Annotated in this window: 22 protein-coding genes and 1 tRNA gene; 15 read left to right on the plus strand and 8 right to left on the minus strand. The window is 56.0% G+C overall.

Annotation, left to right across the window (positions count from 1 at the left end):
• Position 1: 1 nt before the first annotated feature.
• Positions 2-844, minus strand: a complete 843-nt coding sequence (gene ttcA, locus IPM21_04815) for a tRNA 2-thiocytidine(32) synthetase TtcA (protein ID MBK9163223.1) — start codon at positions 842-844, stop codon at positions 2-4.
• 261 nt (positions 845-1,105) lie between these two features.
• Here ttcA and IPM21_04820 point away from each other — a divergent pair, with 261 nt between their 5' ends.
• Positions 1,106-1,729 (plus strand): polymer-forming cytoskeletal protein, encoded by a 624-nt coding sequence (locus IPM21_04820; protein ID MBK9163224.1) that lies wholly within the window; start codon positions 1,106-1,108, stop codon positions 1,727-1,729.
• Positions 1,730-1,810: 81 nt separating this feature from the next.
• Positions 1,811-2,224, plus strand: a complete 414-nt coding sequence (gene mscL, locus IPM21_04825; protein ID MBK9163225.1) for a large conductance mechanosensitive channel protein MscL — start codon at positions 1,811-1,813, stop codon at positions 2,222-2,224.
• Between the two features lie 6 nt (positions 2,225-2,230).
• Here the strand turns inward: mscL and IPM21_04830 are convergent, their stop codons facing one another.
• The 3 genes from IPM21_04830 to mnmA are packed head-to-tail and all read right to left on the minus strand — an operon-like array spanning position 2,231 to position 4,163.
• The gene (locus IPM21_04830; protein MBK9163226.1) at positions 2,231-2,827 is read right to left on the minus strand and encodes a 5-formyltetrahydrofolate cyclo-ligase; all 597 of its coding nucleotides are present in this window, start codon (positions 2,825-2,827) and stop codon (positions 2,231-2,233) included.
• 7 nt (positions 2,828-2,834) lie between these two features.
• Positions 2,835-3,023, minus strand: a complete 189-nt coding sequence (locus IPM21_04835) for a hypothetical protein (protein ID MBK9163227.1) — start codon at positions 3,021-3,023, stop codon at positions 2,835-2,837.
• Positions 3,024-3,044: 21 nt separating this feature from the next.
• Positions 3,045-4,163, minus strand: a complete 1,119-nt coding sequence (mnmA, locus tag IPM21_04840; GenBank protein ID MBK9163228.1) for a tRNA 2-thiouridine(34) synthase MnmA — start codon at positions 4,161-4,163, stop codon at positions 3,045-3,047.
• A 101-nt stretch (positions 4,164-4,264) separates the two neighbouring features.
• Between mnmA and IPM21_04845 the strand changes: the two genes are divergently transcribed.
• Entirely contained in the window at positions 4,265-6,229 is a 1,965-nt protein-coding gene (locus IPM21_04845; GenBank protein MBK9163229.1) for a PhoX family phosphatase, read from the plus strand.
• 65 nt (positions 6,230-6,294) lie between these two features.
• Here the strand turns inward: IPM21_04845 and IPM21_04850 are convergent, their stop codons facing one another.
• On the minus strand, positions 6,295-7,434 hold the full coding sequence (locus tag IPM21_04850; protein MBK9163230.1) for a hypothetical protein: 1,140 nt from the start codon (positions 7,432-7,434) through the stop codon (positions 6,295-6,297).
• Between the two features lie 422 nt (positions 7,435-7,856).
• Between IPM21_04850 and IPM21_04855 the strand changes: the two genes are divergently transcribed.
• The 8 genes from IPM21_04855 to IPM21_04890 all read left to right on the plus strand — a co-directional run bounded on the left by IPM21_04855 (position 7,857) and on the right by IPM21_04890 (position 14,457).
• Positions 7,857-9,284, plus strand: coding sequence for an MATE family efflux transporter (locus IPM21_04855; GenBank protein ID MBK9163231.1), 1,428 nt, complete (start codon positions 7,857-7,859; stop codon positions 9,282-9,284).
• A 115-nt stretch (positions 9,285-9,399) separates the two neighbouring features.
• The gene (locus IPM21_04860) at positions 9,400-10,083 is read left to right on the plus strand and encodes a leucyl/phenylalanyl-tRNA--protein transferase (protein MBK9163232.1); all 684 of its coding nucleotides are present in this window, start codon (positions 9,400-9,402) and stop codon (positions 10,081-10,083) included.
• Positions 10,084-10,085: 2 nt separating this feature from the next.
• Positions 10,086-10,292, plus strand: coding sequence for a YwbE family protein (locus IPM21_04865; GenBank protein MBK9163233.1), 207 nt, complete (start codon positions 10,086-10,088; stop codon positions 10,290-10,292).
• Positions 10,293-10,317: 25 nt separating this feature from the next.
• Entirely contained in the window at positions 10,318-11,523 is a 1,206-nt protein-coding gene (locus IPM21_04870) for a serine hydrolase (protein MBK9163234.1), read from the plus strand.
• A 27-nt stretch (positions 11,524-11,550) separates the two neighbouring features.
• On the plus strand, positions 11,551-12,594 hold the full coding sequence (locus IPM21_04875; protein ID MBK9163235.1) for a saccharopine dehydrogenase NADP-binding domain-containing protein: 1,044 nt from the start codon (positions 11,551-11,553) through the stop codon (positions 12,592-12,594).
• Between the two features lie 36 nt (positions 12,595-12,630).
• Positions 12,631-12,936: a HigA family addiction module antidote protein gene (locus tag IPM21_04880; GenBank protein MBK9163236.1), complete on the plus strand. Its 306-nt coding sequence runs from the start codon at positions 12,631-12,633 to the stop codon at positions 12,934-12,936.
• Positions 12,937-13,046: 110 nt separating this feature from the next.
• The gene (locus tag IPM21_04885; protein ID MBK9163237.1) at positions 13,047-13,469 is read left to right on the plus strand and encodes a hypothetical protein; all 423 of its coding nucleotides are present in this window, start codon (positions 13,047-13,049) and stop codon (positions 13,467-13,469) included.
• Positions 13,470-13,872: 403 nt separating this feature from the next.
• Entirely contained in the window at positions 13,873-14,457 is a 585-nt protein-coding gene (locus IPM21_04890) for a hypothetical protein (protein ID MBK9163238.1), read from the plus strand.
• A gap of 200 nt (positions 14,458-14,657) precedes the next feature.
• Here IPM21_04890 and gyrB read toward each other — a convergent pair whose 3' ends face one another.
• Both gyrB and recF read right to left on the minus strand, forming a co-directional pair.
• On the minus strand, positions 14,658-17,072 hold the full coding sequence (gene gyrB, locus IPM21_04895) for a DNA topoisomerase (ATP-hydrolyzing) subunit B (GenBank protein ID MBK9163239.1): 2,415 nt from the start codon (positions 17,070-17,072) through the stop codon (positions 14,658-14,660).
• A gap of 169 nt (positions 17,073-17,241) precedes the next feature.
• Positions 17,242-18,357, minus strand: coding sequence for a DNA replication and repair protein RecF (recF, locus tag IPM21_04900; protein MBK9163240.1), 1,116 nt, complete (start codon positions 18,355-18,357; stop codon positions 17,242-17,244).
• Positions 18,358-18,515: 158 nt separating this feature from the next.
• Here recF and IPM21_04905 point away from each other — a divergent pair, with 158 nt between their 5' ends.
• The 4 genes from IPM21_04905 to IPM21_04920 all read left to right on the plus strand — a co-directional run bounded on the left by IPM21_04905 (position 18,516) and on the right by IPM21_04920 (position 21,880).
• Complete coding sequence (locus IPM21_04905) at positions 18,516-19,025, plus strand: TlpA family protein disulfide reductase (protein ID MBK9163241.1); 510 nt, start codon at positions 18,516-18,518, stop codon at positions 19,023-19,025.
• Positions 19,026-19,188: 163 nt separating this feature from the next.
• Positions 19,189-19,274: transfer RNA gene (locus IPM21_04910), tRNA-Ser, on the plus strand.
• A 126-nt stretch (positions 19,275-19,400) separates the two neighbouring features.
• Entirely contained in the window at positions 19,401-20,018 is a 618-nt protein-coding gene (locus IPM21_04915; GenBank protein MBK9163242.1) for a TetR/AcrR family transcriptional regulator, read from the plus strand.
• Entirely contained in the window at positions 20,015-21,880 is a 1,866-nt protein-coding gene (locus IPM21_04920) for a long-chain fatty acid--CoA ligase (GenBank protein ID MBK9163243.1), read from the plus strand. Before IPM21_04915 ends, IPM21_04920 begins: the two co-directional genes overlap by 4 nt.
• Before the next feature lie 6 nt (positions 21,881-21,886).
• On the opposite strand, the gene IPM21_04925 is transcribed toward IPM21_04920, so the two are convergent.
• On the minus strand, positions 21,887-22,840 hold the full coding sequence (locus IPM21_04925; GenBank protein MBK9163244.1) for an SLBB domain-containing protein: 954 nt from the start codon (positions 22,838-22,840) through the stop codon (positions 21,887-21,889).
• Positions 22,841-22,917: the final 77 nt, after the last annotated feature.

Here is a 22,917-nt window from a genome sequence, read left to right on the forward strand (position 1 = left end):
GCTATTGGATCCCGGCCGCTTCCATCAGGTTCGGGGTAAACATGGGCTCGCTGTGGTCAAAGACCGCATCGAGCTCTTTTTCTACCGAACCGTGGCCGGCCGGTATTTGCTTGACCAGAGGCTCGAAGTTGCGGAAGTCGTAAAGCTCGGGGTCGAGCAGGTGCGAGGCGGTCACGTTCGTAAGGGCCGTCAGCATCGAGCTGCGAAGGTACGGGACTTCCTTTGCAAGTTCGCTGACGATCTGCTTGACGCGGGCCCGCTTCAGGTTCGGCTGCGAACCGCAGAGATTGCACGGGATGATCGGAAACTGCTTTTCCTCGGCATAGGCGGCAACGTCCGATTCCTGACAATAAGCAAGCGGCCGGATGATCGTGTTTCGCCCGTCGTCGCTGCGAAGGATCGGCGGCATCGCCTTGAGCTGGCCGACGAAGAAAAGATTGAGTAAAAATGTGTTTATGATGTCGTCGGCGTGGTGGCCGAGCGCGATCTTTGTGCAGCCCTCTTCGACCGCGACCGTGTAAAGTATTCCGCGGCGAAGCCGGGAGCAAAGCGAGCAAAAGGTCTTGCCCTCGGGCACGTGTTTCATTACGACCGAGTAAGTGTCTTCCTCGATAACGCGATATGGAACGCCGACCTCTTCTAGATAATTCGGCAGCACCTCGGCCGGAAAGCCGGGCTGTTTTTGGTCGAGATTAACGGCGAGAATCTCAAAGTTGACCGGTGCCCGCCGGCGAACGTCGAGCAAAAGGTCGAGCATCGTGTAGCTGTCCTTTCCGCCCGAAAGGCAGACCATCACCTTGTCGCCCTCGGCGATCATTCCAAAATCGCCTATGGCTTGGCCCATCTTCTTTAACAACTTCGATTTTAATTTACTCTCTGCAAACAAATTGGTCCGCGACCTCCGAAACCTTTAATACTTACATAGATGCTGCCCGATGAGCAATAGTCGCCCGTTTACTAGACACCGCGGCAAAGCTGAACTATCATTCCCTTCAGGCATACGAGGCGACGAAAAGCACCCCAGCGAAGCGCACTTCGCAAACCGCAGTTTCTCTCGGTTTACTTTGCCTAGCGTTCCAAAATACTTAAATTAAGGAGTTTTTCTATGATCAGAATGGGACGTTCCAGAACGGAACCTCAGGAACCGGCAAACAGCTACAGCCAGCCAACGCAAACGGCGCCGTACGCAGCCGAACCGGCCGCATCGCCATCGTCATCGCGTGCCGTTACGGACAGCGAGGCGATGGCCCGCGACATCAAGGAAGGCCGCCTTAGCGGCTTCGTCGGCCACGGGACGGTGCTCTCCGGCGAGACGAATTTTCAGGCAATGCTTCGCGTTGACGGCCAGCTCGTCGGGAACGTTAGCTCAGAAACCGGGACGCTCATCGTCGGCTCGAACGGGCAGGTCGATGCCAATGTCTCGGTCGCGGCAGCCGTCGTCAATGGCGTCGTTAACGGCGACATCATTGCTTCCGAACGCGTTCAGCTCGGCCGGACGGCCCGCGTCGTCGGGAACATCCAGACGCCGCGGATGATCATCGAAGACGGAGCCATCTTTGAAGGAATGTGCTCGATGATGGGTGCCCGCAAGGCCATCGAACAGCAAGCGATAGAATCTGCCCGGGAGATCGAAGCCGAAGCAAGCATGTACAACGAGCCGGACTCGATCGAGATCGGATCTGAAGAAACGGAAGACGACGACGAACTTGTAGAGGCCGCAAAAGGTTAACGCCGTCCGAATTGCGTGGCGGATAAAGATCAAGGGCGGGCATCGATTTGTCCGCCTTTTTTTCAATAAAGGAGATTAACAATGCTTCGCGATTTCAAAAAATTTATCGCTCGCGGAAATGTGCTCGACCTCGCGATCGCCGTTATTATCGGAGCGGCTTTCGGTGCCGTTGTAAAAAGCTTTACGGACGGCATCATTATGCCGGTCGTCGGTGTGCTGACGGGCGGCATTGATTTTTCAAGCAAGGTCATCAACCTCGGCGATATGCCGGTCTCAACCGCCGAACAAATAGCCGCCGCACAAGCAGCCAAACAGCCGCTGATACTTTACGGCCAATTCATCAACGAGATCATCACGTTTCTGATCGTCGCATTCGTGATGTTCCTCCTCGCGCGATACGCGATCGGCCTTTTCAAGGGCCTCGAAGCCGAAGCCGCACCATCAGCAGAGGAAACGCTGCTGACGGAGATACGGGATATTCTTAAGGCAAAGTGAGTTTCATCAATTGATGAGCCCATCGGGCTCGCTAAAGCGATAGGTTCGGTCGGGTGTGATGCAAAGGTCGAGCGGGACGTCTAAGTCGTGGATGTCATCTATCGCCGCGACGGGCGGGAAAAGGCTGACGCCAAGCTTTAGACAATCCGGCCGGCAGCGGGCGAGAAAGCGGTCGTAGTATCCTTTGCCGTAGCCAACGCGGTGTCCACTTTCATCAAAACAAAGCAGCGGCACGATAACGAGGTCGATCTCTTCGGGGTCGGCCTTTTCCGTTCCCGCGGGCTCGCGGATGCCCCAATCGTTTTCGGCAAGCACGGCCGCATCGTCAAAATAGCGGGCCTCAAGCTCGCCGGTCTCGCGGTCCGTAACCGGGGCACAGGTGGCGATGCCCCGCCGCTCGTGCCAGATGCGATAGTAGATCATCGAAGTGTCAAACTCGTTGAACTTGGCGATGCGGATAAAGGTGTGGAGCGTTTTAACAGCCGCGAGATCGACCTCATTGAAGAACCGCTCAGCGATCTGCGTACTAAAGCGGGCGACCTCGCCCGCCGCGAGGCCGCGCCGCTTATCAAGATAAAGCCTGCGAAGCTCGGCCTTCTTCATCGGTTCGCTACCCGCGCTTCTTGTCCGGCCGCGGCTTCATTGCAGATTTGTTGGTGCGCGGCGTAACGACCGACTCCTTGAACTCCGAACCGCTCTGCTGATCGCGCTCGGATTTCTCATTCAAAAGCTTTGAGCCCTCAACGATCTTCCTTGCGGTCTTCGCCGCCTTGCTGGGTCGTTTTTTTGTATTTGCCATAAATTGGTATTTTGGATTGCTTTAAGTTTTGATTATCCAGCCGCCGCCGACGACCTCTTCGCCGGTGGCGGTGTCGTAAAAGATGGTCGCCTGGCCGGGGGTTATGGCCCGCTGCGGCTCGTCGAAGACGATGCGTGCGTGGGCATCCGGAAGTGCGTGAATGGTCGCGATCGCCGGGTCGTGGCGGTATCGCACTTTCACAAGCGCTCGTACCGGTTCGGTGGGTTCGTCAAACGCGACCCAATTTACGCCCTTTGCAGTGAACTCCATCGTGTCCAAATCTTCCGCCTCGCCGACGATTATCTGGTTGCGGGCGCGTTCGATCTGGACGACATAGAGCGGTTTCTCGTGAGCAATTCCGAGCCCCCGCCGCTGGCCGACAGTGTAGCGGTGGATGCCTGAGTGCTCGCCGAGCTTTTCACCGGCTGCGTTTACGATCTCGCCGCCCTCGGGGATCTCGGTCTCGCGGCCTTCGTGTTCAAGAAAACGGTCGATGAACTCCGAATACTTGCCGTCCGGCACAAAGCAGATCTCCTGCGATTCCTGCTTCTCGGCGGTGTTGAGTTTCGCGTCACGGGCGATGTCGCGGACCTCGCTTTTGAGCATTTCGCCGAGCGGAAAGTATGCCCGCGAGAGCTGGTCCTGCGTCAGCTCCCAGAGAAAATATGTCTGGTCTTTCCAGTGGTTCCGCCCGCGGAAAAGCCGATAGCGGTCCGCGGCCTCGTCACATTCGACGCGGGCATAATGCCCGGTCGCGACCTTGTCGCAGCCAAGCGAGACGGCCATGCGGTCAAGCGAGGCGAACTTGAGCCGCGAGTTGCAGGCAACGCAGGGTATCGGCGTCTCGCCCGAAAGATAGCTTTGGATAAAGGGCTCGACCACATCGCGGTCAAAGTCCTTCTCAAGGTTGAGCACATAGAAAGGAAAGCCGAGCTTGTCAGCCACCCGCCGTGCGTCGTAAACATCGTCGAGCGAGCAGCATCGTGAGGGCAACGGGTCGCCGTTCTCATCAACATTCACATGCCGCCGCTGGTTCCACAGCTGCATCGTAAAGCCAACGAGGTCGTGCCCCTGCTCCTTTAATAACGCAGCCGCCGCCGAACTATCGACACCGCCGCTCATTGCCACCGCTATCTTCATCTCTATCTAGGATACAGTTCGATCTCCACAATTCAAACGATTTCACCACGCGCTCGTGGCCCTGCGGCAGCCTAACCCGACTTAACATAATCGTAAGGTTGATAGAGTACAATCACACTACCTGTAAATTTCATCCGTCAACATTCGAGGAGCAATCGATAGTGAGTGAAGATATTGGTGTAAATCCGTCTGCAAATGAGTCTTTTGAAGATATCGCGGCGGAGTTTTTTTCCCGGCGAAAGTTTGTCGGCCTTGCGCTCGCGACCGGTGCTGCCGCGCTTGTTCCGGGTGCCGGCTCGCTTGTAAATACGATCCCGGCATCGGCCCAGACGGCTGAGCGCTATGGCTCGCTTCTCGGGTTCAAGGCGATCCCGACTTCGGAGCTTGATCGGGTTGTGGTGCCGGAAGGCTATACGTCAAAGGTCTTGATCTCATGGGGCGATCCCGTGTCGAACGGCCCGGCTTTCAAGCCCGATGCGAGCAATTCGGCCGCCGATCAATCGCTTCAATGGGGAATGCACAACGATGGCCTCGTCTATTTCCCGATCGATGGCTCGCGGCACGGACTGATAGTCCAGAACAACGAATACACCGACGACGTCCTTCTCTTTCCGGACGGAATGGCGAACTGGACCGCAGAGAAGACCGCCAAATCGCAGAACGCACATGGCGTTTCGATAATAGAAATTAAGCAGAATGCGAATGGCAAAGATTGGAGCGTCGTCCGCCCGTCGCGTTTCGCCCGCCGCATAACGGGGCAAACGCCGATGAAGATCTCCGGCCCCGCAGCCGGACATGCGTCGCTTAAGACCTCCGCCGACCCGTCGGGAACAAAGGTGCTCGGCACGATCAATAACTGTGCGATGGGCGTGACGCCCTGGGGAAGCTACCTCGCCTGCGAAGAGAATTTCGACGACTATTTCCGCAAGGCCGGCGAACGGACCGAATCCGAAACGCGATATGGGATCACATCTGTTCCCGGCTATCTCTGGCATACGACCGACAAGCGGTTTGACGCCGATGTCGAACCCAACGAAGCGAACCGCTTCGGCTGGGTGGTTGAGATCGACCCCTTCGCACCGAAAGCGATCCCGGTCAAGCACACCTCGCTCGGTCGATTCAAACACGAAGGAGCAAAGGTCCAGGAGGCTCGCGACGGCCGCGTCGTCGTTTATTCCGGCGATGACGAACAATTCGAGTATATATACCGATACGTTTCGCGGTTGCCGTGGCGGCAGTCTCGGCAACGCGGAATTGACCCGCTTGAGGATGGAACGCTTCACGTCGCCAAGTTTACTGCCGACGGAAAAGGCCAGTGGCTTGATCTTTCGCCCGCGAACCCGGCATTGAAAGATTGGACGCTCGCCGAGATCCTTGTTAATACCCGTAAGGCAGCCGACCTCGCCGGTGCGACCAAGATGGACCGCCCCGAGTGGATCGACACATTCTCAGATTCACTGACCGGCATTGTGACGCTGACGAACAATTCGCGTCGGGGCGTCGACTCAAATCCGGCAACAGACGCTGCCAACCCAAGGGCCACGAACACATACGGCCACATCGTTCGCTGGTTCCATCGCAAGGACTGGACCGAAGATACTTTCGAATGGGATTTCTTTGCACTTTGCGGCGACCCGGAAAACCCTGCCCATGGCTCGACGATAAGAGGTGATAAATACGGCTCGCCCGACGGCATTTACGTCGCGCCGAGCAGCCGCCTTTGGATCCAGACGGACGTTTCCGGAGGCAGCATCAACCCCGAAAAGCGTGCCGACTCATATAAAGGATTTGGTAATAACCAGATGCTTTGTGCTGATCCGGTAACGCGCGAAACGCGAAGATTCCTCACAGGGCCGAATGTTTGCGAGGTCACCGGTGTTTTCGTTACGCCTGATGAACGGACGATGTTTGTCGGCATCCAGCATCCGGGCGAGGCGCCGTCGGGCCGCAACGATCCAGCCAACCCGAAGCGATATAGCTCATGGCCGGATGGGCCTTCGGGTGGACGTCCGCGGTCGTCTCTGGTGGTTATCACAAAGGATGATGGCGGTGTGATCGGAAGCTAGGTCAGCCCACTGGACCTTAGGGTCATTTGATGGACGCCGGCGCGGAAACGTGCGGCGTCCTTTTCTCATTTTGAAGCGGGCTCTACGCGGCCGTTAAAGCGACGGGCAAGTAGCGGATCGAGCCTGTTTTGGATCGCAGCAGCTATGGCAGCGGAGCCTTCCGGCGTCGGGTGGCCGACGCTCGCGAGCTCGCAAAAGCGGGTGCTGTATTTTAGACGCGTTTCTCGGCGAAGCTGTTCAAGTGCAGGCGGGCACTCTCGGAGCCGGGTCTCGCCGATCGCATCGGCCGGGCTGCCCTTGCGGCCGACGGTAAAAAGCAGCGAATTCTTTGCGCCAAAGGCTTGTCGTTCATCGATCGGCGAGGGCACGAATACGGCACGCTCACGGCCGGCGGAGGCGTTAAGCCCCTCAACGACCGAGGCAAACGCTGCATTCGAGCCCTCGTGCCAGATACGCGAACGCTTGATCATCTTCCCTCGCCAGAGCCGCCAGATGGCCCTTGTCGCCGGATTATTGATCGGCGGCTTTGCCCAGCCCGGAACGCTGTAAAGCTCCATTATGTCGTTAACGATGCGTTTCATCGGGCTGTGGCGGGTGATTATCGGATAATACCCGACGAGGATGATCAGCGAATTTGGGAACTTCTCCGCCGCCTCGATGACCAGCTCGCCCATGTGCCGGCGGCAGTAGAGGTCGATACGCTCGCGGAGCTTCTTGTTGCTTTCGAGCGGGTTGATTATTTTCGCGACCCCGACATCCGGAATGCCGCCGCTGAGCATTATCAGGTCAACCGCTGCCGGGTCGCGATGTTCGGAATGTGCCGTCCGCAGCTGCTTTTCGATGGTCGGGAAAGAGACGTTGACTTCGGGATGAAGCTCTTCAAACGCCGAGCGATTTCCGCGTTCGAGTGCCTCGCTCTCATCGGGGTCGAGCTTAATGGTCGAGCCGGAGTGAGCCTTAACGGTCAGCCTTACCCGCCCGTTGCCCTTGAAAACATCGTCCTCGAGCCAGCGCTTGGTCAGATAGTAAAACTTCTCCTCCTCGCGAAGGCCCTGTCCCCAAATCAGCGAATCGCCAAGCACGAGCATCTCGATCTCATCCCGCCGGGTGAATGCACGCCCGCGGCCCGAAAGCGCCGCCGCCAGCCCAAGCGAGGCCAGGCCCCGAAGCATCTCTCGTCGCGTGATCTGTCGGAAATCGCTCATCGAATATCGCTCTTGCAGTGCGGCGTTTGAAAGCGGCCGGCGATGAAATCTCTAACGCGGTTGATATTTTTTCCGCGGTTTTCCCGCGATAATGAACAGAAGACGTTCTTTTCGAATTTTATCTCACATTAGCGGATGGCAAAAATCGCATTTGCGTTGCTGTGTCCGCAAGCGGAGAGAGTTTGCGTCTTCGCTAACAGGAGCGAACTATGCTGAAATTTTTCTGAACTTTTGCGAGTTCACCTGCGTAGAACTTCATTCGCTCGATCGATTGTGGTAGGTTCATAAGACCATGCTGAAGCCGCTTGTCTAAAACTCACGTCACCTTCGGGTCACCGGCACCGCAACCCGCGGCCGCCCGCTGACCGCTCCGGGCACGCTCCGTGCCGAAAGTATTGCTTTATTTTTTTAGGTAGGTTTGTATGTCTTTCAATGCTGAAAGCGCGTCTTTGGCGGCTGAAAAAAACACTTTCTTTTCCGTTTTGCGTGAGGCCTTTGTCGGCACCGAGCGCGACTTCACCCGCGGGTCGATCCCGGTCGCGCTTATCATTTTGGCGATCCCGATGATCCTTGAGATGTCGATGGAGGCGCTCTTCGCCATCGTCGATACCTTCTTTGTGGCAAAGCTCGGAGCTGCTTCGGTCGCGGTCGTCGGGCTAACGGAATCGGTACTTGCGCTCATCTATGCGGTCGCCGTCGGACTCAGCATCGGCGCGACGGCAACGGTCGCCCGCCGCGTCGGTGAAAAGGACATGGACGGTGCGGCACGGGCCGCGACGCACGTCATCTATCTCGGCTTGCTTGTCTCGGCCGCGATGGGCATCGCCGGCGTCATCTTTGCCCGGCAGATCTACGGCCTGCTCGGTGCGGAGCCGGACGTCATCGAGCTCGGGCTGCCGTTCATGCGGATCATGTTCGGGACGAACGCCGTCATCCTGTTCCTATTTTTGCTTAACGGCATCTTTCGCGGAGCGGGCGACGCGGCGATAGCGCTTCGCGTGCTGATCATCGCCAACGGGCTCAACATCGTACTCGATCCGCTCTTCATCTTCGGCGTCTGGATCTTTCCGGAATGGGGTGTAACGGGTGCCGCGGTCGCGACCGTCATCGGCCGCTCCGCCGGTGTCGCTTTTGCGGCCTGGACGCTGCTCCGGCCCGGAAACGGAAGGCTCGAGATCCGTGCCGAACACTGGCGCTTTGATCCGAAGCTGCTCGTCGCATTGGTCCGGCTCTCGGGCACGGCGGTGCTGCAGTTCCTGATCGCGACTCTAAGCTGGAGCGGGCTCGTCCGCGTCGTCGCAGGCTTTGGAACGGTCGCCATTGCGGGTTACCAGATCGGTCTGCGAGTGATCATTTTCGTTATCCTGCCGGCGGTCGGCCTTGCGAATGCGGCCGCTACGCTCGTCGGGCAAAACCTCGGAGCGGGCCAGCCGGAACGGGCCGAGCGCTCCGTCTGGACGGCTGCGATTCTTAACGCCGTCTTGCTTGGGCTCGCCGGGATATTTTTCATCGTCTTTCCCGAGTTGGTCGTTTCGATCTTTACGACCGACCCCGAGGTCTCGCGGTACGCTACCGATTGCCTCCGCATCGTCGGTTACGGCTATGCCTTTTATGGGCTCGGAATGGTGATGGAAAGCTCGTTCAATGGCGCGGGCGACACGCTCACGCCGACGTATCTCAACTTCGTCATCTTTTGGCTTTTTGAGATACCGCTGGCTTACGTGCTTGCCTATAGCTTTGATATGGGCCCGCAGGGCGTCTTCTGGGCGATCACGATCGCATTCTCGGCACTTGCAGTTGCTTCGGCCCTCGTCTTCCGCCGGGGCAAGTGGAAACAGCAGGTGGTTTGATCGAACAATGGGACCGATGGGACATATCGGACAGATATGTCCCGTCGCTCTACTTCTCCGTGTCTCCGCGTCTCCCCATCTCCGCGTCACACACCCTTTGCGGTAGAATCTAACCGTGATCTTCCCCGACCCCGGCGAGCATGATTTCCCTGATTGGGTGCCGTTTGGCGACTATCTTTACTATGGCCCGGATGTGGTCGCGCTCGGCGTTGAGCTTTCGGTGCGGAGCCTCCGCGAGGCTTATGGGAAAGGCATATTTCCGTGGCATATGGACGGCGTGCCGCTGCCCTGGTGTTGTCCGTCACGGCGTGCCATTCTCGACTTTGCCGATCTTCACATTCCGGCGAGCCTCGCCCGTGCCCGCCGCCGTTCTAGGTTGCGGTTCACCATCGACGAGGACTTTCGCCACGTAATGGAAGAGTGCGCTCTCGCCCGCCGGCCGGGGCAGAAGGGCACATGGATAACGCCCGCCTTCATCGAACGCTACACAGAACTCCACGAGGCCGGCGGCGCACATAGCGTCGAAGCGTGGGACGAGGCCGGCAACCTCGTCGGCGGCGTTTACGGCGTGGATGCCGGCGGAGTCTTCTGCGGCGAATCGATGTTCTTCAACCGCCCAAATGCCTCAAAACTCTCGCTGCTCTTTCTCATCGAGCACCTCCGCTCTCGCGGCTCAACGTGGCTCGATATACAGGTAATGACCCCGCATATGAAAGCACTCGGCGCCAAAGAGATTGACCGCCGCGAGTTTTTGACTAAACTCAAAGCTACTCAGGCACTCGGCCACAAGCTTTTTTAGATATGCCGCATCGCGAACGAAAGAACATACGCCCCGGCCTAAAGGTCGCCATCGTCCTAAAACAAGATCAGCGCACCGGCAAGCTGACCGAAGGCACAGTCGCGGATATTCTGACCAACTCCCAAAGCCACCCGCACGGCATCAAAGTGAGACTAACTGACGGCCAGGTCGGCCGCGTCCGCAAATTGTTGGGTGAAGGACAATGTTAGGAGGAATTTGGCCTAGAAGGAGATTATGGAAAGAGCTGTCGATTTAATCCTTGCGGTGTTGCTTACGCTAGTCCTGCTGGTAGTTCCGCCTGCAGCCCTGTCTCAGCAGGTAGCTGATTATAAGTACGCGCCGCCGGCAAAACTGAATGACGGTATTAAGACAGGCACGCTACGCTCGGCGAAGATAGATGAGGCGAAGATCGTCGCGGGGACGAACGAGATCCTGAAAGGCAAGTTTCCGAACATGCACAGCCTTTTGATCTTCCGTCACGGCAAGCTCGTTTATGAAAACTATTTTACGGGTGAGGACGTTGAACGCGGAGTCGGCCCATTGGGCGTGGTGAATCATACGCGCGACACGCTTCACGACTTGCGAAGCGTTACAAAGAGCATTGTTGCTGCGGCCGTTCTTATTGCCCACTCACAGGGCAAGATCAAGAGTCTTGACGACCCGATATTTAGTTATTTTCCGGAGTACTCCAAGTATGCAGAGGGCGATAAGAAGAACATCACTATCGAGCACGTTCTTTCAATGACCTCCGGACTGGAATGGGACGAAAAGATCTCCTATGCCGACCCGAAAAACAGCGAGATCCAGATGAACAACGCCTCCGATTCGATCGACTTTGTTCTCAAGCAGAAACTCGCGGATAAGCCCGGAACTGTTTTCAACTATAGCGGCGGGAGTACGCAGCTGCTCGTGGGATTGATCAAGAAGGCGACCGGAGTGGAGGCCGACATATTTACCGAAAAGCACCTGTTTGCCCCGCTTGGCATCACACAATACAAATGGGTGAAGACGAAGAGCGGCGATCCCTCCGGAGCCTCGGGACTGCGTCTTCGGTCCCGTGATATGGCAAAAATTGGACTGATGATGATGCAGCGGGGTAAATGGAACGGCAAACGGATCATTCCTGAAAGTTTAATTGACGCGGCATTCTCCGAACAGATAAGCGTTGCCAAAGAGGGCGATTTCGAATTGGGTTATGGATTTCAGATCTGGCTGCCGTCAGTTGACATCGGAGGCACGCGCGTCAATTTGAAAGAATTCAACGGTAACGGCGGACAATTCGTCATGAGCGATCAAGATAACGGCCTGATGGTCGCCGCAACAGCGGGCAACTATAACAATCGCGGCCCGCTGAAGACCGGCCAAGACTTCGTTGAAGCGTTCGTTTACCCTGCCCTTTTGGACAGGAGAGCCGTAAGGCAGAACCAGAAAAGACCGTAGTTGCGAGCCATTAGTGCTCTATCTCCAATGAAAAACAATTTTTTAATTTATGGTGCAAATGGTTACACCGGCGAGTTGATCACGCGGATGGCGGTCGAGCGCGGGATGCGGCCGATCGTGGCCGGGCGGAATGAGGCGGCGATCAAGGCTCTCGCGGAAGCGCATGGGCTTGAGCACCGCGTCTTTTCGCTTGATGATACGGCGAAGCTCGACACAGCGTTGAACGAAGTCGCGCTGGTTCTCCATTGTGCCGGGCCGTTCTCGCTGACCTCGCGGCAGATGGGCGAGGCGTGCCTCCGGACCGGGACGCATTACACGGACATCACCGGCGAGATCGCCGTCTTTGAGGCGTGCGCCGCCGGCGACCAAAAAGCAAAAGATGCGGGGATAATGGTGATGCCCGGCGTCGGGTTTGACGTCGTCCCGAGCGATTGCCTCGCCCGCCGGCTCAAGGATCGGCTCCCTTCGGCGACCAACCTGATGCTCGCATTTTACGGCAAGAGCCGCATCTCGCACGGCACGCAGGCGACGATGACGATGAACATCGACAAGGGCGGCGCCGTTCGCCGCGATGGCAAGATCAAGCCGGTCCCGGCCGCCTGGCGGACCCGCGAGATCGACTTTGGCGAGGGCGTCGTAAAGCTCGGCGTGACGATCCCCTGGGGCGATGTCTCGACCGCATTTTATTCTACCGGCATCCCGAACATCGAGGTCTATACCGTCGCGCCGCCGAGCGCCCTAAGGCTTATGAAGCTCAGCCGCTTTATTGGCCCACTGCTCGCGTCCGGCCCGGTCCAGCGTTATCTTCAAGGCAAGATCCCGCCCGGCGGCCCGAACGACGCCGAACGCGCCCGCGGCAAGACCCTGCTCTGGGGCGAGGCCAGCGACGACGCCGGCAACCGCATCGAAGAGCGGCTCACCGTCCCCGAGGGCTACACAACCACCGCACTCGCCGCACTTGAAATAACCCGCCGCATCCTCGCCGGCGACCTAAAACCAGGCTTCCAAACCCCCTCAATGGCCTACGGCCCCGACCTCATCGACGCCGCCATCAGTCACGCAGAGCCTTGAGCCGTGGATTATCATTGAAGCACGAGGAATTTGGATATGAGCAATAGGGAAACGCATACGACACCCATACACCCGGGACTTGTTTTACAGGACGAACTTGATGAGATCGGCCTCAGCCAGTCGGCTCTGGCGGCGCACATCGGGGTATTGCCAAAAACGGTGAACGAGATCTGCCGAGGAAAGCGCGGGATCAGCGTCGAGATGGCCTGGAAGCTCTCGCGTGCCCTCGGCGCCAGCCCGCATTTTTGGCTGAATCTACAGAACAACTGGGAGCTCAGCCAGATCGACCCAACACAGATCGGCCGGATCGCACGCGTTCCCGAGACCCTCGCAACTGCCTGAAAGGAACAGAAGTTTTTACGTCTGGCGCCAGGGATGCGAGAGTGAACGGAATGGGCGCCGAGTTTAATTTTCTACTTAACGCACTAGGAAATTTAGGCACGCCATAAAGAATGGATGAGTTATTAGTGAAGTTTATAAAAACCGCAGAATTGGAAGGTCTGAAATTAGGTCTCTCTACCAGCGCGGTCGTGGAACTCTTGAATGTATCGTTTTCTGATATTTTCCCTATTACCAGGCGAAGAAAAGGTTTTGAAAAAGGTGATCTCCAGTTGAGCTTTTTCAACGAGTCTCTGGACATCATTGCCATCGAAATACGAAACGACACCGTAGAGCTTCCTGCGCAGATATCAAATGAGGTATGTAAGGTCGGAGATAGGGAAATTAATGAAATTAAGAACCTCCTTGATAATGAACACATCGTTTTTGGAATTTATGGACCCGAAACTCGTCAGAATGTGATTTGTTTGAAAGTGGCGTCAGGAGTCTTATTATATTTCGACGATATGATTTTATCTAAGATGGTAGTGATGTAATGACCTCCCCCGAAAAATGATAGCGAACTAAAACAAAAGAAACGGGGTCAGGCCTGCGTTATTGCGGTTCTTGTTTTGTTGTAGATCTGGAATTTCAAACCACAAGCAGAATCCCGAACTCCGCAGCTCCGCACCCTCTGAAACTCCGAAACCGGCAACTTCGCCTTTACAGATTCGAGAATCGAGAATTCGTTCGTGATCCCCACGCGAATGAAATCTATCCTTCCGGTCGTTGCCTCGAACGATCAAATGATAAAGCCCACCCTCGACCAAATTCTTCTTGCCATCTCACACCCCCAAGGCCTAAAATTGCACAGCCAAGCGGAAAGAATTGGATGATCGCACGCCCGACCCCGTTTCCTCTGCTACGGTGGAACCAGCTCAAAAAGGAGTGTGATAAATCATGAAGGATCTACTTTTGCTGTTTATGATTTGTGCCGTTGGGGCACTGAACATCACATGCCAGAGACCGCCGATGAATAATGAAAGCGATACTGCGAGACAGATAGACGACAAAATGGCTGTACATTGCAGCGGAACAGAGCAAATGAGATTCGACATGGAAGATCATGCCGTGTGTGAGAAGAAACAGTTGCCCCCGATCATTTGGCAGCAGATCGTGGAGTCGGATGCATCTAGAGTGCTGAAAAGTCAATTGACAAAGAGTAAAGACCCAAGTGAATGGGTTGAGGCCGGGCAGATAGATATTAACCTTGACGGTAATTTGGATTATGTTGTCGTCGCCGTTGCCCCGCCGCTAGCGGGGCCAAGCGTGACGCCATTCTGGGTCTTTCTGTACGGTCCATCGGGGTACGAATGTGTTTTGAGCACGACAGCTTCATCCCTTGAATTCTCGTCCCGGCCGACGAACGGCTTTCGCGATATCAAAGCATCATGGGTTTCCGGGGACGAGTACACAAACTCCACTTTTCACTTTGAAAAAGGAAAGTACCGATTGAAGAAATCTGAAACAAGAAAGATCGAATAACACAAGAAGGAAGGCAACGGGATCAGGTCTGCAATATTGCGATTCACAAATTAACTTCGGATTCGAATTTAGACGAACCGCCTTTTTTTACCGCCCTTACTAACGTGCAGGCTTGTGCATCGGAACGGGCGGGCAGGGATGCCCGCGTTCCCGGAGCCAGCTAAAGCTGGAACTCCAAACTGCAACCCTGCAACTGCGACCTAAACATCGAGGTTCTTCACATCGAGCGCGTTGTCTTCGATGAACTTGCGGCGGGGTTCGACCTGGTCGCCCATCAGGACGGTAAAGAGCATGTCGGTCTCAACGCCGTCCTCGATCGTTACCTGCAGCAGCGTCCGCTTTTCGGGGTCCATCGTAGTCTCCCAGAGTTGTTCGGGGTTCATTTCGCCGAGTCCCTTGTAACGCTGGATGGAAAGGTCTTTTTTGGCAAGTGCGGTGACCTTTTCAAGCAAAAGCTGGCGGGACGGCACCTCTTCGGTCTTGCCGTTTTCACCGAGCATGAACGGGCCGGGATAGTCGGTATCAAGCTCGCGTTTGAGCTCGACCGCCTTTTGAAACTCGACGTAGCTCGCCATGTTCCAGTCAAAGATGGTCTTTGAGCCATTCGGGTAGCTGATCTCAATCTCCCAGAGCCCGTGTTCGAGGTCCGGGATCAGCTCGGTCTCAAAACCGGCCGCGGCGACGGTCGCCTGGACCTCGGCCATCAGCGATTCTTCTGAAAAGACCTTCTTGAGCCTTACTTTATGGCGGTTGAGCACGCCATCGCGGCCGGCGAAAGCCTCAAGGATCGCTCCGAGCAAAACCTCATCATGCCCAAGCCGGCGGGAGAAACGCTGTGCATATCGCTGATGCTCGATGGTATTTTCGAGCATCTTGGTAAGCTGCCGTCCCTCAAGCGAGCCGCCATTGGCGCTGACGACGAGGTCGGTCGTGCCCTGCCGCATAAGGTAGCGGAACATCGACTTTTCGTCCTTGAGGTATTCTTCCTTGCGGCCCCGCTTCACCTTATAGAGCGGCGGTTGGGCAATGTAAACATAACCGCCCTCGACCAGCTCCGGCATCTGCCGGTAAAAGAATGTGAGCAGCAGCGTGCGGATGTGGCTGCCGTCAACGTCGGCGTCCGTCATCAGGCAGATCTTGTGATAGCGGAGCTTTGTGACGTCAAAATCTTCCTTGCCGATGCCCGTGCCGAGCGCCGTGATCAGCGCCTTGATCTCGCCATGGCCGAGCATCTTATCGAACCGCGCCTTTTCGACGTTCAAGATCTTACCCTTGAGCGGCAGCACGGCCTGGTTCTTGCGGTCGCGGCCCTGCTTTGCCGACCCGCCGGCGGAATCGCCCTCAACTATGTAGATCTCAGATAGCGCCGGGTCTTTCTCCTGGCAATCGGCCAGCTTTCCGGGCAGGCCGGAACCCGCCATCGCGCTCTTGCGGACGATCTCGCGGGCCTTGCGGGCCGCCTCGCGGGCACGTGCGGCATCGACCGCCTTGCCGACGATCTTTTTCGCGACCGTTGGATTCTGCTCGAAAAACTCACCGAGCTTCTCGTTAAGAAACGATTCGACCGGCCCTTTCACCGGCGAATTGAGCTTGCCCTTGGTCTGCCCCTCAAACTGCGGCTGCGGTATCTTGACGCTGATAACAGCGACCAGCCCTTCGCGGACGTCATCGCCGGAAAGCGTAACTTTCGCGTTTTTGGTCAGGCCGCTGGTCTCGGCGTAGTTGTTGATGGTGCGGGTGATCGCTCCGCGAAATCCCGAAAGGTGCGTGCCGCCATCGACCGTGTTGATGTTGTTCGCAAAGGTAAAGATCTTCTCGTCGTAGCTGTCGTTGTACTGCATCGACACCTCAATCGAGAGCTCATCCGAAACCATCTCGAAATAAAGCGGTTCGCTGTGGAGCGGGCTTTTGTTGCGATTAAGGTGCTTTACAAATTCGGCAATCCCGCCTTTGTAATAAAACTCGTGCGACTTTTCCTCTTCCTCGCGTTCGTCTTTGATGAAGATCCGAATGCCTTTGTTAAGAAAGGCCTTCTCGCGAAGCCGCTCCGAAAGCTTCTCAAAGCTGTAAACGGTCGCTTCGAAGATATCTGGGTCGGGCTTGAAGGTGATCTTCGTTCCGCGTTTCTGGGTCGTGCCTGTTTCTTTAAGCGGAGCGACCGGGATGCCGACCTGAAACTCCATCTCGTGCGTCTTGCCGTCGCGCCAGATCTCAAGCTTGAGCCATTCGGAAAGAAAGTTTACGCAACTGACGCCGACGCCGTGCAGGCCGCCCGATACTTTATATGAATTGGTATCAAACTTTCCGCCGGCGTGGAGCACGGTCATTACGACCTCCGCCGCCGAACGGCCTTCTTGTTTATGGATATCGGTCGGAATGCCGCGGCCGTTATCAATGACCGTGATCGAGTTGTCCATATGAATGGTCACATCGATCGTGTCGCAATAGCCGGCCAGTGCCTCGTCAACTGAGTTATCGACCACCTCGTAAACAAGATGGTGAAGACCGATCTCGCCCGTCGAGCCGATATACATCGCCGGACGCTTTCTTACCGCGTCCCGGCCTTCCAAAACTGTGATGGAATCTGCACCGTATTCTGTTTTTGGTTTCGCCAAAGTATTAACAACCTCGAATTAGAGATAAGTGTTTTTTGTTCTTTTTCGATCTAAAAATTTCGTGTGAGACACTACGTTCAAGATGCGGTAAATAAGCGAGGTTTTAGGCCTCTAAAACAATACTTAATTGTAACATTTTGCGTGGGGTTAGGGTAGCGGGCAGGTGCCCTTAAACTGCGGCGTTGGCGGCACTTTCCGCGGTGCCGTCCGCGGCCCTGAAAACAGCCGCCGAAGCCCCAAATTCACTGACAAATGCGGTTTTTGAGGTGGTTACAAAGGTCTGCGTTCGGCCCGCGAGAAACTCGAGCAGGCTGCCGATGCGTTTGAAGTCGAGTTCGGCATCGATATCGTCTATCAAAAAGAGCGGATATTCGCCCCGAGTGGCGTTGTAAACCTCGAGATTTGCCAGCAAAAGCACTAGCATCGCACTTCGCTGCTGGCCCGAGGAGCCAAATTTGCGGATGTCGTGCCCGTCAAATGTGATCTCAAGCTCGTCGCGATGCGGGCCGATCAGCGAACGCCCCGCGGCGACCTCCGCCTGCACGCGGAGCCGCAACCGCTCAGTAAGCAGGGCTTCGTAGTCCGAGAGATCGCCTTTACCTTCAAGCGACGACGCATATCGGAGCTGCACCTCCTCATTGCCGAAAAGCCGCTTCTCAAGCGCTTCGTTCAGCCTTTCGACGATCCGCACCCGCCCGCGGTGGACCCGCGCCGCAAGCGAAATAAGCTGCTCGTTCCAGGGTTCGAGCAATTCTGCTGCTTTTTCGAGCGGGTCGCCGCGTTCGGCAATTGATTGAAGCAACGCGTTCTTCTGTTTCAGCGTCCTAGCGAGGTCGCGAAACGTCTGCACAAAAGGCGGATGAACGGCGATGATGCTCTCATCAAGAAACCGCCGCCTCGCTTCGGGTTGGCCGCGAACAACGTCGAGCGCTTCGGCATTAAAGACAAAAGCATGCATTTCCTCGGAATACCGAGAGTGAGTTTCGCGCTTGCCGTTTATCGAGAAACTTTTTATAGTCTTCTCTATAGTGACCTGGAGGTCACGTGCAATACCCTCGGACTGGCGCACTCGCCCTCGAACTATCGCCAGTTCTTCCCCAAAACGAATTGTTTCCTGAAGTTTAGCGGTCCGGAATGATCGGGTCGTTGAAAGCAGGTAGATCGCCTCAAGCCAGTTCGTTTTACCTTGGCCATTGTCGCCAATTAGGACATTTAGTCCATTCCCCCAATCGATCTTTCCGGCTAGGTTGCGAAAGGCCCGGGCCTCGAGATTCTCGAGCAGCATTGGCTAAATTTTAGCACGCCAGCCGAAATTCGGGGTTCCAAGCCCACTATCGGAAAAATAATCACTAGTTTCTGGAAGCTGAAGCCATTCTGTTTGTATTTAAAGTAGGGGCGTTAAATGTTCTTTAACGACATTTAAACATCTGGGTCTCCCAAACAATGCGTCTAGCCACTATAATATTTACATTGCTCCTGATCGCCGGCGGTGCCGCCGGGCAGCAGCAGCTGCGTATTGGGAATCCGGCGCCTGAGTTTACGGCTCAGTCGCTGGAAGGCGGCGTTTTTGATTCGAAACAGCTTCAAGGCAAGGTTATCGTAATGACCTTTTGGTCAACCCGCTGTGCCGTTTGCCACGGCGAGATCCCGAAGCTGAACCAGCTCGTCGAACGTTACCGCGGGAAAGATGTTGTCTTTCTTGCAATGACGATGGAGAATGACGCCCGAATCCAGCCCTATCTCAAGAAGAACCCGTTCACGTTCAGCATCATCCCGAACAGCTTCGGCGTTCTGCTGAAATTCGCCGATATGGACGCCGGGGGACGGGTGAACATGGGATATCCGGCGCACTTCCTGATCAGCCGATCGGGTAAGATCGGCCACCGGACCGATGGTTTCGACAAGGCTTCTAACATCGACGCACAGATACAAAAATTACTTGTTTCCGACTAGAGAGCTTAGATCAGTCTCTTTACTCCTTAAAAGTCCGGCTGTTGGGGAACAGCCGGACATTTTTTTCTTTGCCCGGCGGGCGTTCCGTTCAGCGGATCAGCCACAATGGGGGTTGTCCCGGTGCCGGATTTACGCTATATTCTCATTTCGCCCCGCAACAGCCGGAGGGGTAGCCTAATTGGTAAGGCAGTAGTCTTGAAAACTACCGCGAGTGATCGCTTGCAGGTTCGAGTCCTGTCCCCTCCGCCATCTCATATCCACGACCCTTTCGACCGAAATTTGTTGACCCAGCGAGAGAATTAGGGTACTTTTGCAAATGAATGATGGTTCATTCATTTGCCCGCTCCGGCTTGGGATACGGCTTTCTTTCGTCTAATGTCTCGCATTCAGAAAAACGCCGCGGCGACCCGTTCGGTCGTCACAGATAAGCGCAACGCGATCCACCGTGCGGCGGTCGAGGTCTTTGCGGCAAAGGGCTATTTCAGTTCAAAAGTCGCAGATATCGCCTCGGCGGCCGGGGTTGCGGACGGCACCGTTTATCTCTATTTCAAAAGCAAGGAAGAGATTCTCCACTACATCTTTGACCGGGCGATGGAGGAATTCATCGGAGACGGCCTCCGCGAACTTGCCGCGATCAAGAGCCCGGCGGAAAAGCTTCGCCGGGTCGCGGAACTGCACCTTGAGCGGCTCGGGGCTGATCGTGATCTTGCCGTTGTTTTTCAGGTAGAGCTTCGCGGTTCTACGAAGTTTATGAGCGAATTCTCGCGTGCCGGATTTGCAGAATATCTGGACATAATCAAAAAGACCATCGACGAGGGCCAAAAGGCCGGTGACTTTAGAAAGGACATCAAGCCGGTCGTCGCCGCAAAGATCTTTTACGGGGCTCTCGATGAAATGGTCACAAACTGGATACTTTCAAAACGCTCGTACCCGCTCGGGCCTATGGCGGCGGAGGTAACAAAGATATTTCTCGGAGGTGTAGCAGTTAAGTGACGATCTCGCTCGAAACCGGCATCCATTCGCCCCGCCGAAACTCCGGCCGAGGCCTGCCGCTCTTTCCCGATGAGCCGCGAACACTGAGCGGGCTTTTTGAATACGCCGCCGCGAAGAAAACGCGTCCTGATGCTCTCCGCTATCGCACTGCCGAAGGCTGGGTCGCGATCTCCTCTGAGCAGGTGCTTGAACGGGCCGGGAACATCGCTCTCGGGCTTTATTCGCTTGGCCTGCGGAAAGGCGAACGTGCGGCCATTCTCGCGGCCAACTCGCCCGCTTGGACGCTTTCCGATGCCGGTTGCCAGTTCGCAGGCGTCATCGACGTTCCGATCTACACGACGCTTTCGCCGGCCTCGGTCGAGTACATTTTGATTGATTCCGGGGCGAAGGCGCTCTTCATCGATTCCGCTGAGGCGTTTGAGCGGATCGCTGAAGTTCTTTCGAATTGCCTCGAGCTTGAGCACATTATCTTCTTCGACCCGGCCGCTGCCGAGAAACATTCAGCCCTCGATCTTCAAAGGCTCGAGAAAAGCGGCGGCGAACTTCGCGCCGACGAGCCGGAGCTGCTGTCCAAGATTGGAGCCGAGGCCGACCCCGAGGACGTAGCAACGCTTATCTACACAAGCGGGACGACCGGCGAGCCGAAGGGCGTGATGCTTACGCATTCGTGCATCGTCTCGAATGTCATCGATGCCGGTGAAAAGTATTCGTTCTCGCCAACGGACGCCTGCCTCTCGGTCCTGCCGCTCTCGCATATCTTTGAACGCTCGGCGATGTATCTCTACATCTTTAACGGAATGTGCGTTAACTATGCCGAATCGATCGAAAAGGTGCCCGAAAACCTAGCCGAGGTACGGCCGAACATACTCGTCGGCGTGCCGCGCATCTTTGAGAAGGTCTATGCCAAGGCGAAGCTCAAAGCGGCCGAAAGCGGCGGGCTGAAAGAGAAGATCTTTGATTGGGCGATCGCCGTTGGGAAGGAATACGCGCTCCTTAGCGAAGGCGACGCAAACGTCCCGTTCTCGCTAAAGCTCAAACATTCGCTTGCCGATCGTTTGGTCTTTTCAAAACTGCGTGACTTCTTCGGCGGGCGGTTGCGGTTCTGCATCACGGGCGGTGCCGCACTTTCGGACGACATTTACCTGATCTTCAACGGCGCCGGCATCTCCATTATGCAAGGCTATGGCCTTACCGAGACCTCGCCCGTTATCACGTCGAGCAATCCTTTCGACGTCCGGCTTGGCAAGGTCGGTAAACCGATCCGCAACTTTCAGGTGCGCATCGCCGAGGATGGCGAGATCGAAGCTACCGGCCCGGGCGTCATGCTCGGCTATTACAAAAAAGAACAGGCGACCCGCGAGGCTTTTACAGACGATGGCTGGTTCCGGACAGGCGACATTGGCGAGATAGATGAGGATGGCTTTTTGCGGATAACCGACCGCAAGAAGGAGCTCTTTAAGACCTCGGGCGGGAAATACATAGCACCTTCACCGATCGAACAGATGCTGAAAACGTCGAAGTTCGTAAGCCAGGCCGTGCTCATCGGCAGCGAGCGGAAATTTGCCGCGGCTCTGATCGTTCCGAACTTTGACATGCTTGTTTCTTACGCTAAGCACAAAGGGCTTGAGATCTCGGGTCCGGAAGAGTTCGTTAAGCATCCGAAGATTCTTGACCTTTTTGAACGGCAGATCGCGGCGACGACCAAGGACCTCGCTCGCTTTGAGACCGTTAAGAAGTTTACGCTTTTGACCGAAGAGTTTACGGTCGAGGGCGGAGAAATGACCCCGACGCTTAAGGTAAAGCGCCGGGTCATCGATGAGAAATACGCTGAGGTGATCGAAAAGCTGTACGAGGAAGATTAGCCTTCGCTAGAATGGGCGGATCGGAATGCGATTCGGCACGCCCGTTGCGAATTCCAACAGATAATCCGTAAATTTCTTTCCTGCTTTGTCGACCTCGACGATGTCGAATGGCTGCAGCATAACATCTTTCTGCTCGCCTTTCTTGATCGAATCGTAATTGGCGACGATCACCTCGGGCTCGGCGCTTCCTTGCTGCCGGCGATAGATCTTAATGTTCTTAGTCTTTGCCTCGCGGGTGATGCCGCTGGCCATCGCGACCGCCTGCGTTAGCGGCAGCCCGCCTTCCGGAATGCTTAACTCGCCCGGTTTGATCACTTCACCGGTAACGTAAACCGGTGATGCCTTTTGGACGATGATGACATCGCCGGGAAGTATTTCGGGGTTCGATTCTTCGCGGCCCTGCCTTAGGCTTGCAAGGCTGTACATCCGCGAGGGCACATCGGTACCGGACGCTTTCCAGTCGCCTTCGGTTTCAGAGCACATCGGCGGCCGCGTCCGGAAAACCTGGATCATCCCGCCGCTCTTTTCCGTTTCACCGCCGGCAAATGATATCAGCTCGAGCAGATATGCACGGCGGGTAAGGTTTACCTGCTGCTGCTGCCGCACCTCGCCATAGATGCTGACCGGCGGGCGGCTGTTTCGCTGCGTTACGCGGAGGCTGAGTTGCGGTGCCCGAAGGTACTTCGTCAAAAGCTTCGCAACATCGCCCCGGAGGTCGCGTTCCGTCTTGCAGCCGGCAACGATGGGCTCCTCAAAGAACGGAACTTCGAATTTGCCGTCCTCATCAACTGTGGCCACGAAATCGAACTGCGGTTCACCGAGCACCTTGCCGGTTATCTCGTCTCCGGGGCCGATTAGGTAACCCTGTGGGCCTTCAGCGGGCTCCGGCGCCTGTGCCGAAACGGCGAACACAAGCGATAGGATCGGCAATAGCGATAGGGCAAATTTCTTAAACATCATACTTCTTCGGGCTTTCTAACAGTCCTCAGACTATCTTATAAGCCGATACGATTCAATTTTCCGCACTTGCCGTTGCC

The organism is Acidobacteriota bacterium, assembly GCA_016716435.1.
Lineage (GTDB): Bacteria > Acidobacteriota > Blastocatellia > Pyrinomonadales > Pyrinomonadaceae > OLB17.